General features: G+C 75.4%; 13 protein-coding genes and 1 pseudogene. 10 read left to right on the plus strand and 4 right to left on the minus strand.

The genetic code is table 11. From position 1 onward, the window contains the following. Positions 1-47 precede the first annotated feature (47 nt). The 6 genes and pseudogenes from BJ968_RS19705 to BJ968_RS27190 all read left to right on the plus strand — a co-directional run. Positions 48-2,843, plus strand: a complete 2,796-nt coding sequence (locus BJ968_RS19705) for an FtsK/SpoIIIE family DNA translocase (protein WP_246314171.1) — start codon at positions 48-50, stop codon at positions 2,841-2,843. Between the two features lie 73 nt (positions 2,844-2,916). Then, complete coding sequence (locus tag BJ968_RS19710) at positions 2,917-3,774, plus strand: NYN domain-containing protein (protein ID WP_246314172.1); 858 nt, start codon at positions 2,917-2,919, stop codon at positions 3,772-3,774. Positions 3,775-3,810: 36 nt separating this feature from the next. Then, the gene (gene rimO / locus BJ968_RS19715) at positions 3,811-5,274 is read left to right on the plus strand and encodes a 30S ribosomal protein S12 methylthiotransferase RimO (protein WP_179754699.1); all 1,464 of its coding nucleotides are present in this window, start codon (positions 3,811-3,813) and stop codon (positions 5,272-5,274) included. Positions 5,275-5,276: 2 nt separating this feature from the next. Beyond that, positions 5,277-5,852, plus strand: a complete 576-nt coding sequence (pgsA, locus tag BJ968_RS19720; RefSeq protein ID WP_179754701.1) for a CDP-diacylglycerol--glycerol-3-phosphate 3-phosphatidyltransferase — start codon at positions 5,277-5,279, stop codon at positions 5,850-5,852. After that, positions 5,849-6,358, plus strand: a complete 510-nt coding sequence (locus BJ968_RS19725) for a nicotinamide-nucleotide amidohydrolase family protein (RefSeq protein ID WP_179754703.1) — start codon at positions 5,849-5,851, stop codon at positions 6,356-6,358. The genes pgsA and BJ968_RS19725 overlap by 4 nt, the downstream gene beginning before the upstream one ends. A 151-nt stretch (positions 6,359-6,509) precedes the next feature. Next, a pseudogene (locus BJ968_RS27190) lies at positions 6,510-6,893 on the plus strand (helix-turn-helix domain-containing protein); the annotation flags it as partial. Positions 6,894-7,019: 126 nt separating this feature from the next. On the opposite strand, the gene BJ968_RS19735 reads toward BJ968_RS27190, so the two are convergent. Together BJ968_RS19735 and BJ968_RS19740 are read right to left on the minus strand one after the other, a co-directional pair. Further along, complete coding sequence (locus BJ968_RS19735) at positions 7,020-7,919, minus strand: DNA-formamidopyrimidine glycosylase family protein (protein WP_179754706.1); 900 nt, start codon at positions 7,917-7,919, stop codon at positions 7,020-7,022. A 3-nt stretch (positions 7,920-7,922) separates the two neighbouring features. Further along, positions 7,923-12,620 carry an ATP-dependent helicase gene (locus BJ968_RS19740; RefSeq protein WP_179754708.1) on the minus strand — a complete coding sequence of 1,566 codons (4,698 nt, stop codon included), beginning with the start codon at positions 12,618-12,620 and terminating at the stop codon, positions 7,923-7,925. A 68-nt stretch (positions 12,621-12,688) separates the two neighbouring features. Between BJ968_RS19740 and BJ968_RS19745 the strand changes: the two genes are divergently transcribed. Beyond that, on the plus strand, positions 12,689-12,913 hold the full coding sequence (locus BJ968_RS19745) for a DUF3046 domain-containing protein (protein WP_179754711.1): 225 nt from the start codon (positions 12,689-12,691) through the stop codon (positions 12,911-12,913). Position 12,914: 1 nt separating this feature from the next. On the opposite strand, the gene BJ968_RS19750 is transcribed toward BJ968_RS19745, so the two are convergent. Both BJ968_RS19750 and BJ968_RS19755 read right to left on the minus strand, forming a co-directional pair. Then, positions 12,915-13,436 carry a DinB family protein gene (locus BJ968_RS19750; protein WP_343078169.1) on the minus strand — a complete coding sequence of 174 codons (522 nt, stop codon included), beginning with the start codon at positions 13,434-13,436 and terminating at the stop codon, positions 12,915-12,917. After that, on the minus strand, positions 13,433-14,422 hold the full coding sequence (locus tag BJ968_RS19755; RefSeq protein ID WP_179754715.1) for an SMP-30/gluconolactonase/LRE family protein: 990 nt from the start codon (positions 14,420-14,422) through the stop codon (positions 13,433-13,435). Before BJ968_RS19755 ends, BJ968_RS19750 begins: the two co-directional genes overlap by 4 nt. A gap of 208 nt (positions 14,423-14,630) precedes the next feature. Between BJ968_RS19755 and recA the strand changes: the two genes are divergently transcribed. The 3 genes from recA to BJ968_RS19770 all read left to right on the plus strand — a co-directional run bounded on the left by recA (position 14,631) and on the right by BJ968_RS19770 (position 16,486). Then, positions 14,631-15,671: a recombinase RecA gene (gene recA / locus BJ968_RS19760; RefSeq protein WP_179754717.1), complete on the plus strand. Its 1,041-nt coding sequence runs from the start codon at positions 14,631-14,633 to the stop codon at positions 15,669-15,671. Positions 15,672-15,748: 77 nt separating this feature from the next. After that, complete coding sequence (locus BJ968_RS19765) at positions 15,749-16,183, plus strand: regulatory protein RecX (protein ID WP_425491592.1); 435 nt, start codon at positions 15,749-15,751, stop codon at positions 16,181-16,183. 9 nt (positions 16,184-16,192) lie between these two features. Then, positions 16,193-16,486 carry an antibiotic biosynthesis monooxygenase gene (locus BJ968_RS19770; RefSeq protein WP_179754721.1) on the plus strand — a complete coding sequence of 98 codons (294 nt, stop codon included), beginning with the start codon at positions 16,193-16,195 and terminating at the stop codon, positions 16,484-16,486. Positions 16,487-16,494: the final 8 nt, after the last annotated feature.

Consider the following 16,494-nt stretch of genomic DNA (forward strand, 5'->3'; position numbering starts at 1 on the left):
TGGGCGCTCGCCCGGTCGGAGCACTCGCGCCCGGGTACCGTGATCGCATGGCCACCCCGACGAACGCGCGCACGACCAGCGGTAGGGGAGGGTCCACCAAGGTGGCGACCGGTTCGCGGGGTGGCACGAAGTCCGGGGCGAAGGCGCCGGCCCGTTCGACGGCGTCGCGGGGCGGGTCCCGCCCGGCGGCCGGCCGCGCCCCCGCCAAGCGCACCGCCCAGCGCACGCCCGCGCGGCCCGCCCGCAGCGGTCCCCCCTGGCCCCTGCGCGCCCTGTCGGCGGTCTGGATGGGCTGCGCGCACCTCGTCGGCGGCGCCGCCCGCCGCGTGGGCGACGGCGCCCGCGACCTCGACCCCGAGCTGCGCCGCGACGGCGCGGGGTTCGCGCTGCTGGCCCTCGCCATCGTCGTGGCCGCCCGCGAGTGGTGGGGCCTGCCCGGCCGCGGCGGTGCGGTGGTCCACACCGTCGTCGCGGGCACCTTCGGCGAGGTCGCGCTGGCGCTGCCCGTCGTCCTGGTCGGGCTGTCGGTGCACCTGCTGCGCCACCCCGACCACACCCAGACGACGACCCGCGCGGTCGTCGGCTCCCTCGCGCTGACCCTGTCCGCCGCGGGCCTGGTCCACCTGGCCACCGGTGCCCCCTCGCCGACCGGCCCGCAGGGCGCGAGCGTCGTCACCGACGCCGGCGGCATGCTCGGGTTCCTCGTCGCGGGCCCGCTGACCACGGCGCTCACCGCCTGGGTGGTGGTGCCGATCCTCGTGCTGCTCGGGTTCTTCGGGGTCCTCGTGCTCACGGCGACCCCCGTGCACGCCATCCCCTCCCGGCTGCAGGAGGCCTACGAGCGGCTGACCCACCACCCGCACCGCCCGGCGCCGGCCGAGCGCGGGGACCTGCCGGCGCGCGCGCTGGCCCGGCAGCGCGCCGCGCGCGCCCTGGAGGCCGGCGACGCCGACGACGCCGGGGAGGTGCCGGACAAGCCCCGCCGCCGCCGCGCCGCGGTGGAGCCCGTGACCGGGGACCGCGTCGGGGACGAGGCGTTCGAGCAGGCGGCCCTGACCGACGGGCCCGCCGAGGCCGGTCCGCGGCCGCGGCCGGGGCAGCGCCGGCCCGTGGCCTCCGACGTGCCCTCCGTGCGCGAGCAGCTCGAGGACGCCCCGCGCGCGGACACCCCGCGCGTCGGCACCCCCCGCGTCGACGCCGCCTCGGTGCCGGCGAGCAAGCCCAAGGACCTGCAGCCGCCGGCCTCGACGCCGCTGCCGCCGCGCATCGAGCAGCTCACGCTGGCCCCCGACGTCACCTACGCCCTGCCGGAGCCGGCCGCCCTGACCCCGGGCACCCCGCCCAAGGAGCGCAGCGCCGCCAACGACCGCGTGGTCGAGGCGCTGTCGGGGGTCCTGGACCAGTTCGACATCGACGCGCGCGTCACCGGCTTCTCCCGCGGACCGACGGTCACCCGCTACGAGGTGGAGCTGGGCCCGGGGACCAAGGTCGAGCGCGTCACGCAGCTGTCCAAGAACATCGCCTACGCGGTGGCCAGCGCCGACGTCCGCATCCTGTCGCCCATCCCGGGCAAGTCGGCCATCGGCATCGAGATCCCGAACTCCGACCGCGAGACGGTCTCCCTGGGCGACGTGCTGCGCTCGCACGTGGCGACCTCCACCGAGCACCCCATGGTCATGGGCGTCGGCAAGGACGTCGAGGGCGGCTTCGTCGTGGCCAACCTCGCGAAGATGCCGCACCTGCTGGTGGCCGGGGCCACGGGCGCCGGGAAGTCGAGCTTCGTCAACTCGATGATCACCTCGATCCTCATGCGGGCCACGCCCGACGAGGTGCGCATGGTGCTGGTCGACCCCAAGCGCGTGGAGCTGACGATCTACGAGGGCATCCCGCACCTCATCACGCCCATCATCACGAACCCGAAGAAGGCCGCCGAGGCCCTGGAGTGGGTCGTGCGCGAGATGGACATCCGCTACGACGACCTGGCCGCCTTCGGCTTCAAGCACGTGGACGACTTCAACAAGGCCGTCCGGGCGGGGAAGGTGCACCCGCCGGAGGGTTCCCAGCGGGTCCTGCACCCCTACCCGTACCTGCTGGTGATCGTCGACGAGCTGGCCGACCTCATGATGGTCGCCCCCCGCGACGTCGAGGCCTCGATCCAGCGCATCACCCAGCTGGCGCGCGCGGCGGGCATCCACCTCGTGCTGGCCACCCAGCGCCCCTCGGTGGACGTCGTCACGGGGCTGATCAAGGCGAACGTGCCGTCCCGGCTGGCGTTCGCGACGAGCTCGCTGGCCGACTCCCGCGTCGTCCTGGACCAGCCGGGCGCGGAGAAGCTCGTCGGGCAGGGTGACGCGCTGTTCCTGCCGATGGGTGCGTCCAAGCCCATGCGCGTGCAGGGGGCGTGGGTCACCGAGAGCGAGATCGAGGCCGTCGTCTCGCACGTGAAGTCGCAGCTGCAGCCGGTCTACCGCGACGACGTGGTGGTGGCGGCGCAGAAGAAGCAGGTCGACGAGGAGATCGGGGACGACCTCGACGTCCTGCTGCAGGCGGCCGAGCTGGTCGTCACGACCCAGTTCGGGTCGACGTCGATGCTGCAGCGCAAGCTGCGGGTGGGGTTCGCCAAGGCGGGCCGGCTGATGGACCTGCTGGAGTCGCGCGGTGTGGTGGGCCCGAGCGAGGGCTCGAAGGCGCGCGACGTGCTGGTCCGCCCCGAGGACCTGCCGGCGACGCTGGCGCTGATGCGCGGTGAGGAACCGCCGACGGCGTTGGAGCCGACGGGTGACCCCGAGGTCGTCGAGGTCGAGGGCGGCGAGGACGCCTGGGAGCTGCTCGACCAGCGCTGAGCGGGCGACACGACGCGTCACGGAGAGCGAGCAGTCTGTCGCGTAACGGTGACTCTCCGTGTAACTTTGAGTCATGGACGTGCCCCGACCCCACGAGCCGGCCCGCCCGTCCAGCGAACGGCCCGGCGAGCGGCGCGACCTGGACCTGCTCGTGTGGGACGCGCCCAACATCGACATGACCCTGTCGTCCATCCTGGGCTCGCGCCCGGCCTCCTCCGACCGCCCCCGCTTCGACGCCATCGCGCGGTGGTTCCTGTCCGAGGCGGCCGACCACGAGGTCGAGGGCTGCGTCTTCACCAACGTCCACCCCACCAGCGCGGTGTCCCTGCGCGGCTGGATCGAGGCCCTGCGCAACTTCGGCTACGCCGTCTTCGCCCGGCCCAAGGTCCACCCCGAGGACGACGTCGACGACGCCATGCTGCAGCACATCGCCGCCCGGCAGGCCTCCCACCGGCTGCGCCGGGTCGTGGTCGCCAGCGGTGACGGCCGCAACTTCCTGGCCCCCCTGGAGGAGCTGCACCGGGCCGGGGTCCGCGTCGTCGTGCTGTCCTTCGCCGAGGTCGCCGGGTACGCGCAGGAGTCACCGCTCATCGAGTTCGTGGACCTGGAGGACGTGCCCGGCGCGTTCCAGGTCTCCCTCGGCCGCACCCGGCTCACGGCGCTGCCCCCCGGCGGCGGGTGGTTCCGCCCGACCCGTCCCATGCGGGCCCTGCTGGAGGACGGCGGCCCGCTGGAGCACCCGCCCGTGCCCGCCGAGCCGCTGCGCACCGCACCGGGCGCCGACCAGCAGCCCGAGCGGACGCCCGACCCCGCACCGGTCGCCGCACCCGCCGCCGCACCCGTCGCGGAACCGCCCGGCACCGGTGCCCCCGAGGTCGGCGAGGTCGGCCGGGTCCACGGCGCCCACCCCCAGCGGGTGCGCAGCGCCTGATCCCGGCGGGCCCCGCCCGGCCCGTACCCTGGGAGGGTGCCTCCCCTCCCCGGACCCCCGCGTTCCGTCGCGCTCGTGACGCTGGGCTGCGCCCGCAACGACGTCGACTCCGAAGAGCTCGCGGGGCGGCTCGCCGACGCCGGGTGGACCCTCGTCGACGACGCCGACGGCGCCGACGTCGCCGTGGTGAACACCTGCGGGTTCGTGGAGCAGGCCAAGAAGGACTCCATCGACACTGTCCTGGCCGCCGCCGACCTCAAGGAGGCCGGCCGGACGAAGGCCGTCGTCGCCGTCGGGTGCATGGCCGAGCGCTACGGCAAGGACCTCGCCGAGTCGCTGCCCGAGGCCGACGCAGTCCTCGGCTTCGACTCCTACGGCGACCTGTCCGCCCACCTCGAGGCGGTCCTGCACGGGGAGAAGCCGCAGGCTCACGTGCCCCGCGACCGCCGGTCGCTGCTGCCGCTGGCCCCCGTGGACCGGCAGGCCGCGCGCGCCGCCGCCCTCGCCGCCGCACCGGACCTGCCCGAGGGGCTGGCCCCGGCCAGCGGGCCGCGCGTCGTGCGCCGCCGCCTGGGCTCCGGCCCCTGGGCGCCCGTCAAGATCGCCGCCGGCTGCGACCGCCGCTGCTCGTTCTGCGCCATCCCCGCCTTCCGCGGCTCCTTCGTCTCCCGTCCCGGCGACGAGGTCGTCGCCGAGACGCAGTGGCTGGCCGAGCAGGGCGTCAAGGAGGTGTTCCTCGTCTCGGAGAACACCACCTCCTACGGCAAGGACCTGGGGGACCTGCGGGCCCTGGAGGCGCTGCTGCCGCGCGTCGCGGCCGTCGAGGGCGTCGAACGGGTCCGGGTCTCCTACCTGCAGCCCGCCGAGGTGCGCCCGGGCCTGCTGGACGCCCTGACGCGGACCCCGGGCGTGGTCCCGTACTTCGACCTGTCCTTCCAGCACTCCGCGCCGAACGTCCTGCGCCGCATGCGCCGCTTCGGCAGCACCGAGTCCTTCCTCGCCCTGCTGCAGCAGGTCCGCGACCGGTTCCCCACGGCCGGCGTCCGCTCCAACGTCATCGTCGGCTTCCCCGGCGAGACCGAGGCCGACCTCGACGAGCTGTGCTCGTTCCTGGAGCAGGCCCGCCTCGACGTCGTCGGCGTCTTCGGCTACTCCGACGAGGACGGCACCGAGGCCGAGACGCTCGACGGCAAGCTGCCCGCCGACGTCGTCGCGGCCCGGGTCGACCGCGTCAGCCGCCTCGTGGAGGAGCTCGTGGCCCAGCGCGCCGAGGAGCGCCTCGGCGAGGTCGTCGAGGTGCTCGTGGAGTCCGTGGTCGACGAGGACGGCGACCCGCACGTCGTGGGCCGCGCCGCGCACCAGGGGCCCGACGTCGACGGCGAGACCGAGCTCGACCTCCCGGCCGGCTGGACCGTCGCCGTGGGCGACCTCGTGCGGGCCCGCGTGACGGGCGTGGCGGGCGCTGACCTGCTCGCCGAACCGGTCGGGACTACGGTCTGAGCATGAGCACCAGGACGGGGTCGGAGCGGCTGGGCGTGCACCGGGGGCACGTCCCCAACGCGCTGACGGTCCTGCGGCTGGTCTTCGTCCCCGTCTTCGTGTGGTTCCTGGCCGCCGACGGGGGCACGGACTGGAAGTGGCGCACGGCGGCCGCGGCCGTGTTCATCGCCGCGAGCATCACCGACCGCTACGACGGGCACCTGGCCCGGCGCTGGGAGGTCGTCAGCGACTTCGGCAAGATCGCCGACCCCATCGCCGACAAGGCGCTCATCGGGGCCGGGCTGGTCGTCCTGTCGCTGCAGGGGCGGCTGTGGTGGTGGATGACGATCGTCATCCTCGCCCGCGAGCTGCTCGTGACGCTGCTGCGCTTCCTCGTCATCCGGCGCGGGGTCATCCCGGCCGCCAAGGGCGGCAAGGTCAAGACGGTCGTGCAGACCGTCGCCGTCGGGCTGTTCACGCTGCCGCTGCCCGCGGCCCTGGACCCGCTGTGCCTGGCGGTCATGGGCGTCGCGGTCGTGCTGACGATCTGGAGCGCCTGGGCGTACTTCGTGGCCGGGGCGAAGCTGCTGCGCCGGTGACCGACCCGCGCGAGGTCGTGGGCGGGCTGACCGCCGCCGGCCTCACCGTCGCCACGGCGGAGTCGCTGACCGGGGGGCTGCTCTGCGCGACCCTCGTGGACGTGCCGGGGGCCTCGGCCGTCGTGCGCGGCGGGGTCGTGGCCTACGCCACCGAGCTCAAGGCGTCCGTGCTGGGGGTGCCCGCCGACGCCCTGGCCCGCACCGGGCCGGTCGACGGGTTCGTGGCCGAGCAGATGGCGCGCGGCGCGCGGGCGGTGCTGGGCGCGGACGTGGGGGTCGCCACCACGGGCGTCGCCGGCCCGGGCCCGGCGGACGGCTTCCCCGCCGGGACGGTGTTCCTCGGGCTGGCCGCGGACTGGCTGCCGGGCGGGGCCCGGCACGTGCGGCTCGCGCTGGAGGGGGACCGGCCGGCGATCCGCCGCGACAGCGTCGAGCGGGCGCTGGCCGAGGTCTCCCGGCTCCTGCGCGGCCGGGACGCGGAACAGGATGCCGCGCCCGGGAGTTGAGCCAGTCGTGCGCAACTCTGCTCCCACCACCACCTCCGCGGCCCGGCCGGGGTACGGTGGTGGTTCCACCACTGGCAGCGACCGAGCAGTCCAGGACGGACGTCCCGCTCTGCGAAGCCTGCCACCTCGACTCCCTGAGGGAGGCCGCCGCATGGTCGTGCTCCGCCGGACGATCGGTGACGTGCTGCGCGATGAACGGCGCGGGCAGCAGCGGACCCTGCGCGAGGTGTCCTCCACCGCCCGGGTCTCGCTCGGGTACCTCAGCGAGGTCGAACGGGGCCAGAAGGAGGCTTCCAGCGAGCTCCTGGCCTCCATCTGCACCGCCCTCGACGTCCCGCTGTCCCAGGTCCTGGGCGAGGTGACGCGCCGCATCGCCGACGAGGAGGGTGTCGGCCGCCGCCGCTACGCCGCCGAGGGCATCGTCCCCACCCCCGTCCCGTCCCCGGTCCCCGCCCCGGCTCCGGCCGTCGCCCCGGTCCCCGCCGACGACGACCTCGATACCCTCGTCGAGCAGGCCGTCGACTCCGTCGTCGACCAGGCCATCGACTCGGCCCTGCACGAGGTCCCCACCGGCGGCCGGGAGTTCGCCGTGCAGCTCGAGGGCCTGCCCGACGAGCTGGAGCTCATCCTGCGCCGCCGGCTCGTCTCGGCCGCCTGAGGTCTACCGGCGGGTCCGGTAGGACCGCGCCGGGACCGCCCGGCCCGACGGCCGTCCGGAGCTGCCCAGCGGGCGCTGCGGGCGGCCGTCGTCCGTCGGGGCCGGGCCGCGCTGGCACCCCGGGCAGTAGAACGCCGTGCGGTCTTTCGGCGGGGTGCCGATGGGTGCCACCCGCACCGTCGCTGCGCACCGCAGGCACGGCAGCCCCGACCGCGCGTGCGCGAAGTTCTGCCGGCCCCGCCGCAGGTCACCCGTCGTCACCTGGTCGACGCGCTCCTTGTTGACGTCGAGCAGCCGGTGCACGAGGGCGACGAACGCCGTCGGGTCCTCCACGTCCGCGACGGGGGACCACGGCGTGAGGCGGGCCAGGAAGCACGCCTCGGCCATGTAGAACGTGCCCACCCCCGCCAGGACCCGCTGGTCCAGCAGCGCCGCCCCCAGCTCGCGGCCGGGATCCTCGGTGAGCCGCCGCTCGGCCTCGGCGGGGTCCCAGCCGGGCCCCAGCAGGTCCGGGCCGAGGTGGCCGACGAGCTCGTGCTCGCGGTCGGTGGGCACCACGTCGAGCATCCCCAGCTTGTGCCCGACCGCCGTCCAGTCCCGCGTCACCAGGACCGCCCGGGTGCCCGACGCCGACCGCCGGTGGCCCCGCTCACCGGTCCGCTCGACGTACCAGGACCCCTCCATTCGCAGGTGGCTGTGCAGCGTCAGCGCCGGGTCCTCGCCGTGCGCCGCGAGCCGCGTCAGCAGGTGCTTGCCGGCGCTGACGGTCCCCAGGACCGGCCGCCCGGACAGGTCCACGGTGGCCAGGCTCGGCCAGCGCAGGTCGCTGGTCAGCAGCTCCCGGCCCGACAGCGCCTTGTCCAGCCGCTGCGCGGTGCGCCACACGACGTCGCCCTCGGGCACCCCTCAGCCCCGGATCCGCAGGCCCCGCGGGGTCGCGTGGAACCCCGCGGCCTCCAGCGCGGTGCCCAGCGCCGACCCCGCCGACAGCACCCCGCTGCCGTCGGCCTTCTCTACGGTGAGCTTGCCCAGCACCCCCTCGCGGACCGCCAGCGCGAGCACGTCGGCCGCCGGCTGCAGCACGTCCTCGTCCACCGTCCACGACAGCACCGACCGGCCGCCGCGCTCGACGTACAGGGCGAGGTCGCCGTCCACGAGGACGACGAGGGCCCCCGCCTTGCGGCCGGGCCGGTGCCCGGTGGCCCCCGTGCTCGCCTCCGGCCGCTCGGGCCACGGCAGGGCCGCCCCGTACGGGTTCGCGGGGTCGGTGGCCGCCAGGACCAGGGCTCCCGGACCGGTGTCGCGGGCCGCGCCCCGCTGCTGCGACGGGCTCGCCCCGCCCACCGGCCGGGCCGTGTCCCGCAGGCGGTCCACCGCTCCGGCCGTGGCGAACTGCGAGGCGCCCAGCCCCTCGACGAAGTACCCCCGCCGCGCCCGGCCGGCCTCCTCGAAGGCCGACAGCACCTTGTAGACCGCGGCGAAGCCCCCCGGGACGCGCTCGCTGCCGACCGCCCCGCGGGTCAGGACCCCGTACCGGTCCAGCAGCACCTCGGCGCTGGCGTGGGCGCGCACCGTGGCGTCCGTCTCCACCTCCGGCAGCAGCGACCAGCGGCCCGCCGCCGACGGCGGGCCGCTGCGCGCGGGCAGCTCCACCCGCCGCACGCCCCGCGAGGGCCGGGCGTACCGCGTCCGCGGGGCGGCGGCGCGCGGCTTGTGGGCGCCGCGGCCCCCGAGGCGGTTGCGCAGCGGGGCCAGGGTGTCGTTGGTGACCCGACCGGCCCACACCAGGTCCCACAGCGCGCCCGTCAGGCCGGTGTCGTCCGTCGAGCCCACCGCGTCGGACAGCGCCCGGAAGAAGTACGCGCCCCCGCCCGCGAGCGCGTCGAGGACCGCCCGGTGCAGCTCGGTGCCGGTCTCCACCTCCGACTCGGCCGGGTCCGGCATCGTCAGCGGGGCGAGGTCGGCCGGGTGCAGCGAGACCCAGCCGTCGTCGCCGGGCAGGCTGCCGTGCCCGGACCACACGACCTCCCCGGCCGCGGTCAGCTCGTCGAGCATCGAGGGGCGGTAGTCCTCCACGCGGGAGGCCAGCACGAGCGGTTCGAGGGCGCTGGCGGGCACGACGGCCCCGGCGAGCTGCTCCACGGCCCGCAGCACGCCGTCGACGCCGCGCAGCCGCCGCTGCAGCCCGGTGCTGACGCCCTGCCAGGCGGGCAGGAAGCGCGCGAGGTCCCGTGGCGGGACCGGTTCGACGTCGGCGCGCAGGGCCGCCAGCGAGCGCCGGCGCAGGATGCGCAGGACGTCGGCGTCGCACAGCTCCAATCCCGTGCCGCCGGGCCGCAGCTCACCCTCGACCAGGCGGCCCCTGGCCTGCAGGCGGCGCAGCGCGTCGTGGGCCACGGCGCGCCCCACGCCGAACCGGGCCGCCGCGTCGGCGACCGTGAACGGCCCGCGCGTGCGCGCGTACCGGCCGAGCAGCTCCGCCAGCGGGTCGGCGACCGGTTCGGTGAACGCCTCGGGGATCCCCACCGGCAGCGGGGTGCCCAGCCCGTCGCGCAGCCGGCCGGCGTCCTCGATGACGGCCCAGTGCTCCTCCCCGGCGATGCGCACCCGGATGAGCCGGCGGGCCCCCTCCAGGTCCGCCAGCCAGCGGGAGGGCTCGCCCTGGCTGCGCGCCGCGACCTCGGCCGTCGTCAGCGGGCCCAGGACCCGCAGCAGGTCCGCGACGTCCTCGGCGTCGGCCGACCGGCGCTCGGGGACCAGGCGCTGCAGCTCGTCCTCGGTGCGCTGCACCGCCTCGGGGTCCAGCAGGTCCCGCAGGGCCGCGCCCTCGCCGCGGCCCAGGAGCTCGGCCAGCAGGCTGGGGTCCAGGGCCAGCGCGGCGGCCCGCCGCTCGGCCAGCGGGGAGTCCCCCTCGTAGAGGAACTGCGCGACGTACCCGAACATCAGCCCCCGCGCGAACGGCGACGGCTGCGGGGACTCGACCTCGACGACGCGGACCCGGCGCGCCGCGAGGTCCTTCATGAGCTGCTCCAGCCCGGTCACGTCGAAGACGTCGGACAGGCACTCGCGCACGGTCTCCAGCACGATCGGGAAGGTCGCGTACCGGCTCGCGACCTGCAGCAGCGACGCGGCCCGCTGCCGCTGCTGCCACAGCGGCTGGCGGCGCCCGGGCTGGCGGCGGGGCAGCAGCAGGGCCCGCGCCGCGCACTCGCGGAACCGGGACGCGAACAGCGCCGACCCGCCGATCTCGGCCGTCACGAGCTCGGCGACCTCGTTCGCCTCCAGGGCCACGAGGTCGGCCACGTCGGGGGCCTGCCCCTCGGGCAGGTCCAGGTCCGGCAGCCGCAGCACGATGCCGTCGTCGGCCGGCATGGCCTGCACGTCCACGCCGAACCGCTCGCGCATGCGCGCGCCCAGCGCCAGGGCCCAGGGGGAGTGGACCTGGCCGCCGAAGGGGGAGTGGATGCACACCCGCCAGTCGCCCAGCTCGTCGCGGAACCGCTCGACGACGACCGTGCGGTCGTCGGGCACGTGCCGCGTGGCCTCCTGCTGCTCGCGCAGGTGGGCGAGCAGGTTCTGCGCGGCCCACTCGTCCAGGCCCGCGGCGAGCACGCGCCCCCGCGCGGCCTCGCCGGTGAAACCGCCGGCGAGGGACCCCAGCTCGCGCACGAACTCGCCCAGGGCGCGGCCCAGCTCGGCCGGGCGGCCCAGCGCCTCCCCGTGCCAGAACGGCAGCCGGCCCGGCTGGCCGGGGGCGGGCGTCACCAGGACCCGGTCGTGGGTGATGTCCTCCACGCGCCAGGCCGAGGACCCCAGCGTGATGACGTCGCCGACGCGGGACTCGTAGACCATCTCCTCGTCGAGCTCCCCGACCCGCCGGCCGGGTCCCTCCCCGGAGGCCAGGAACACGCCGAACAGGCCCCGGTCGGGGATCGTGCCGCCGCTGGTCACCGCGAGACGCTGCGCCCCGGGCCGTCCCGTGAGGGTGTCGGTGACGCGGTCCCACACCAGGCGCGGGCGCAGCTCGGCGAACTCGTCGCTGGGGTAGCGGCCCGAGAGCATGTCGAGGACGGCCTCCAGCACCGGCCGCGACAGCGTGGCGAACGGCGCGGCGCGCTGCGCCAGCGCCAGCAGGTCCGGCACGGTCCACTCGTCCATGGCGACCATCGCGACGACCTGCTGGGCGAGGACGTCGAGGGGGTTGGCGGGGACCTTCAGCTCCTCGATGCGCCCGTCGCGCATGCGCTCGACGACCACGGCCGTCTGCAGCAGGTCGCCGCGGAACTTGGGGAACAGCACCCCGCGCGAGACGGCGCCGACCTGGTGGCCGGCGCGGCCGACGCGCTGCAGGCCGCTGGCCACGCTGGGCGGGGACTCCACCTGCACGACGAGGTCGACGGCCCCCATGTCGATGCCCAGCTCCAGGCTGGACGTCGCGACGACCGCGGGCAGCCGGCCGGCCTTGAGGTCCTCCTCGATGAGCGAGCGCTGCTCCTTGGAGACCGACCCGTGGTGGGCGCGGGCCAGCACCGGGGGCGCACTCCCGGCGGCCCCGGCCTGGCCCATCAGCTCGGCGGGCGGGCGGGGCGGGGCCTCCTCGTCGGTGCCCGGGTGCAGCCGCTCGTCCCAGACCTCGTTGAGGCGGGCCGTGAGCCGCTCGGACAGCCGGCGGGAGTTGGCGAAGACCAGCGTCGAGCGGTGCTCGGCGACGAGGTCGACGATGCGTTCCTCCACGTGCGGCCAGATGCTCGCCCGGCGCGGGTTCCCGGCCGCCTGCCCGGACAGGTCGTCGGGGTCCTCCCCGCCGCGGCCGGAGGCGTCGAGGTCGCTCATGTCCTCGACCGGGACGACGACCCGCAGGTCGAACTCCTTGGTCGACGGCGGCTGGACGACGGTGACCGGGCGGCCGCCGGAGACCCACTCGGCGACGGTCTGCACGGGCCGGACGGTGGCCGAGAGCCCGACCCGCTGGGTGGGCTCGCCGCCGGCGGCGGCGACGAGGGCGTCCAGCCGTTCGAGGGAGACCGCCAGGTGGGCCCCGCGCTTGGACCCGGCCATGGCGTGGACCTCGTCGAGGACGACGGTGCGCACCCCGCGCAGCTGCTCGCGGGCCTTGGACGTCAGCAGCAGGAAGAGGGACTCCGGGGTCGTGATGAGGACGTCCGGCGGGGTGCGGGTGAACCCCCGGCGCTCCTCCGCGGAGGTGTCCCCCGAGCGCACCCCGACGCGGACGTCGGGCACGGGCAGCCCCAGCCGCTGGGCGGCCTGGCGGATGCCGGTCAGCGGCGAACGCAGGTTCCGCTCGACGTCGACGGCCAGCGCCTTGAGCGGGGAGACGTACAGCACCCGGCAGCGGTGGTCCTTGTCCTCGGGCACCGGTTCGCCGGCCAGCCGGTCCAGGGCCCACAGGAAGGCCGACAGGGTCTTGCCCGACCCCGTGGGGGCCACGACGAGGGCGTGCTGACCGCGGCTGACGGCGTCCCACGCGCCGAGCTGGGCGGGCGTGGGGGCCGCGAAGGCGCCCGTGAACCAGGCCCGGGTGGCCTCGGAGAACCGTCCCAGGACGTCCTCGGGGGTCGGTCCGCTCGTGCGCTCCGGGCTCATCCCGTCATGAGACCACCCGCCTCCGACACGTGCCCGGCGTGGCCGGGGGCCGTGGCACCCTGGGGCCCATGCGCGTCAGCGAGTTCTGGACCCTGGTCACCGACGAGTTCGGGGACGCCTACGGGCGCTCGCTGGCCGCCGACCAGCACCTGCTGGCGCTGGAGGACCGGACGGCCCGCGAGGCCCTCGACGCCGGGGTGGAGCCCAAGGCGATTTGGCTGGCCCTGTGCGACGCGATGGACGTGCCGGAGTCCCGGCGCCTGGGCCGGGACCGGCGGCCCGGGAGGCGCTGAGTCACTCGCCCGTCGCGCCGTCGATCCGCTCGCGCAGCAGGTCGGCGTGCCCGTTGTGCCGGGCGTACTCCTCCAGCAGGTGCGCCAGCACCCAGCGGACGCTGGTCGTGCCCTGCCGGTGGTGCTCGAAGGTGTCGTCGAGGGAGTGCGCCGCCAGGACCGCGCGGGCGAGGTCCTGCTGGGTCGCCAGCTCGGCCAGGTCGGCCGCCGGGTCGGCCTCGTCGACGCGGTCGAACTCCCCGTCGGGGTCCTGCGCCGACCAGTAGCGGGGCCCGACGTCCTCGCCGGCGACCCCCGCCCGCCACCAGAGCCGCTCGACGTCGGCCAGGTGCCGGGCCAGTCCCAGCAGCGACATCGACGACGGCTCGACCGAGCGCAGGCGCAGCTGCTGCGCGCTGAGCCCCTCGACCTTGCGGGCGAAGGTGAGCCGCTGGTAGTCCAGGAAGCCCGCGAGCGTCTCGCGCTCACCGGCGACCAGGGGCGGCTCGTCGCGCGGCGGGGCCGGCGGGACGCGGAAGCTCACCGCCACTTCAGGTCCGCCCCGACGGCCGTGGTGCGCAGCCGGTACAGGCTGGTGGAGGCCGCGACGAACAGGTCGGTCCCGTCCGCGCCGCCGAAGCACACGTTGGCGACGACCTCGCCGACGACCACCTCGAGCAGCCGCGTGCCGTCGGGGGCGAACACCGTCACGGCGTCGCCGTTGGAGGTCCACACGTTGCCGCCGGTGTCCACCCGGAACCCGTCGGCCAGCCCGCGGTCGACCTCGACGAAGACCCGGCCGTTCTTCACGACGGGGCCGGACGGCACGGCCTGCGGGCCGCGCCCGCCCCGGACACCGGTCAGCACGTCGTAGACGCGGATGAGCCGGTGCGTGCCGTTGCCGGGGGTGGGCGCCGCGGAGGTGTCGGCGACGTACAGCAGCGACTCGTCGGGGGAGAAGGCCAGCCCGTTGGGCTCCTCCACGTCGGTCACGACGACGCGCAGCTCACCGGTCGCCGGGTCGAGGCGGAAGACGAAGTTGTCCCCGTACTCGCGGGAGCCCTCGTGGCCCTCGACCTCGACGCTGATGCCGTAGGGCGGGTCGGTGAACCAGACGGCTCCGTCGGAGGCGACGACCACGTCGTTGGGGGAGTTGAACCGCTTGTCGCCGAAGCGGTCCACGAGCACGTGCGTGGTTCCGTCCGCCTCGGTGCGCTCGATGGCGCGCCGGCCGTGGGAGCACGCGACGACGCGGCCCCGGTGGTCCAGGGTCCGGCCGTTGGTGAACTCCACGCCGTCGCGGTGGACGGTCAGCCCGCCCCCGGCGCCGGAGCTCTCGTCCCAGCGCAGGACCCGGTCGCCGGGGATGTCGCTGAAGACCACGGCGCGTTCGGCGGGCAGCCAGACCGGGCCCTCGGCCCAGGTGCTGCCCGAGCCCAGGTGCTCCAGGACGGCCCCGGCGGGCAGCAGGGCTGCGCCGCGGGGGTCGAGGACCTCGGGGACGGGCTCACGGCCGGACGTCGACGTCATGGCGCGAACCCTAGTGACCCGGACACGCCGGGTCGCGGAGGGCTTGGGGTCGAACACGTGTACGGATACCATCGGGGTGTCCACAGGGCGGTCGTCACGGCGTGTCGTCCACACGGGCCCGTCGCCGGCGGGGTCGTGTCGGAGGTCCGTCCTAACGTTCCCCCCAGTCAGTCGAACAGACACCGGATCCAGACCACGAGGTGGAGACATGCCCGCTCCTGCGGACCGCGAGAAGGCCCTCGACGCCGCGCTCGCCGCGATCGACAAGAACTTCGGCAAGGGCTCGGTCATGCGGCTGGGCGACGACGTCCGCCCGCCCATCGAGGTGATCCCCACGGGGGCCATCGCCCTGGACGTCGCCCTCGGCATCGGCGGGCTGCCCCGCGGCCGGGTCGTCGAGGTGTACGGCCCCGAGTCCTCGGGGAAGACGACCGTCGCCCTGCACGCCGTCGCCAACGCCCAGCGCAAGGGCGGCATCGCCGCCTTCATCGACGCCGAGCACGCCCTCGACCCCGACTACGCGGCCAAGCTGGGCGTCGACACCGACGCGCTGCTCGTCTCGCAGCCGGACACCGGTGAGCAGGCCCTCGAGATCGCCGACATGCTGATCCGTTCCGGCGCGCTCGACATCATCGTCATCGACTCGGTCGCGGCCCTGGTGCCCAAGGCCGAGATCGAGGGCGAGATGGGCGACAGCCACGTCGGCCTGCAGGCCCGCCTCATGTCGCAGGCGCTGCGCAAGATCACCGGTGCGCTGAACCACTCCGGCACCACCGCGATCTTCATCAACCAGCTGCGCGAGAAGATCGGCGTCATGTTCGGTTCGCCGGAGACGACGACGGGCGGCAAGGCGCTGAAGTTCTACGCCTCGGTGCGCCTGGACGTCCGGCGCATCGAGACGCTCAAGGACGGCACCAACGCGGTCGGCAACCGCACCCGCGTCAAGGTCGTCAAGAACAAGGTCTCCCCGCCGTTCAAGCAGGCCGAGTTCGACATCATCTACGGTCAGGGCATCTCCCGCGAGGGTGGGCTCATCGACCTCGGCGTCGAGCACGGCTTCGTCCGCAAGTCCGGCGCCTGGTACACCTACGAGGGCGACCAGCTCGGCCAGGGCAAGGAGAACGCCCGCGCCTTCCTGCGCGACAACCCCGACCTCGGCGACGAGATCGAGAAGCGCATCAAGGAGAAGCTCGGCATCGGCGCCCGCCTGGACGCCCCGGCCGAGGCCGACGAGAAGGTCGACTTCTGAGCCGACGGGACCAGCGTCCTCCCGGTCCGGACGAGAACCCGGACCGGGAGGCCGACCCCCGCGAGGTCGCCCGCGCGATCGCCCTGCGGCAGCTGACGATGGCTCCCCGCACCCGCGCCCAGCTGGCCGAGAAGATGGCCGCGCGCGACGTGCCCGAGGACGTCGTCGTGGAGGTGCTCGACCGGTTCGAGGAGGTCGGGCTCGTCGACGACCGCGCGTTCGCCGACGGCTTCGTGCGCTCGCGCAGCGCGGGCCGGGGCCGGCGGGCCCTGGTCCAGGAGCTGCGGCGCAAGGGGGTCGACGACGAGACGGCCGAGCAGGCCCTCGAGGTCGTCGACCACGACAGCCAGACCGACGCCGCCCGTGACCTCGTGCGCCGCAAGCTGCGCTCGACCGCCGGGCTGGAGCGCGCGGTCCGCGAGCGCCGTCTGTTCGGGATGCTCGCCCGGCGCGGGTTCCCCACGGACGTCGTCCTGCGGGTCGTGCGCGAGGAGCTCGACGACGAGGCGTAGGTTCCGGGTGTGACCGTCATCGCGATCCTCGAACTGACCCTGAAGGCCGACGCCCTCGAGCAGGCCCCGGCCATCATCACCGAGACCCTGCAGGCCACGCGCGCCTTCGCCGGCAACCTCGGCTGCGAGGTGACGTTCGACGTCACCGACCCGACGCACGTGGCGATCGTGGAGCGGTGGGAGTCGCTCGAAGCGGACGACGCCTACCGCGCCTTCCGCGCCACTCCCGAGGGTGCGAACCGGCTCGGGTCGGTCACCGCGGACCGCGAGCTCACCCGCTACACGGTCCACGACGACCTCTGAGGGCCCTG

It is taken from the genome of Kineococcus aurantiacus (assembly GCF_013409345.1).
GTDB lineage: Bacteria > Actinomycetota > Actinomycetes > Actinomycetales > Kineococcaceae > Kineococcus > Kineococcus aurantiacus.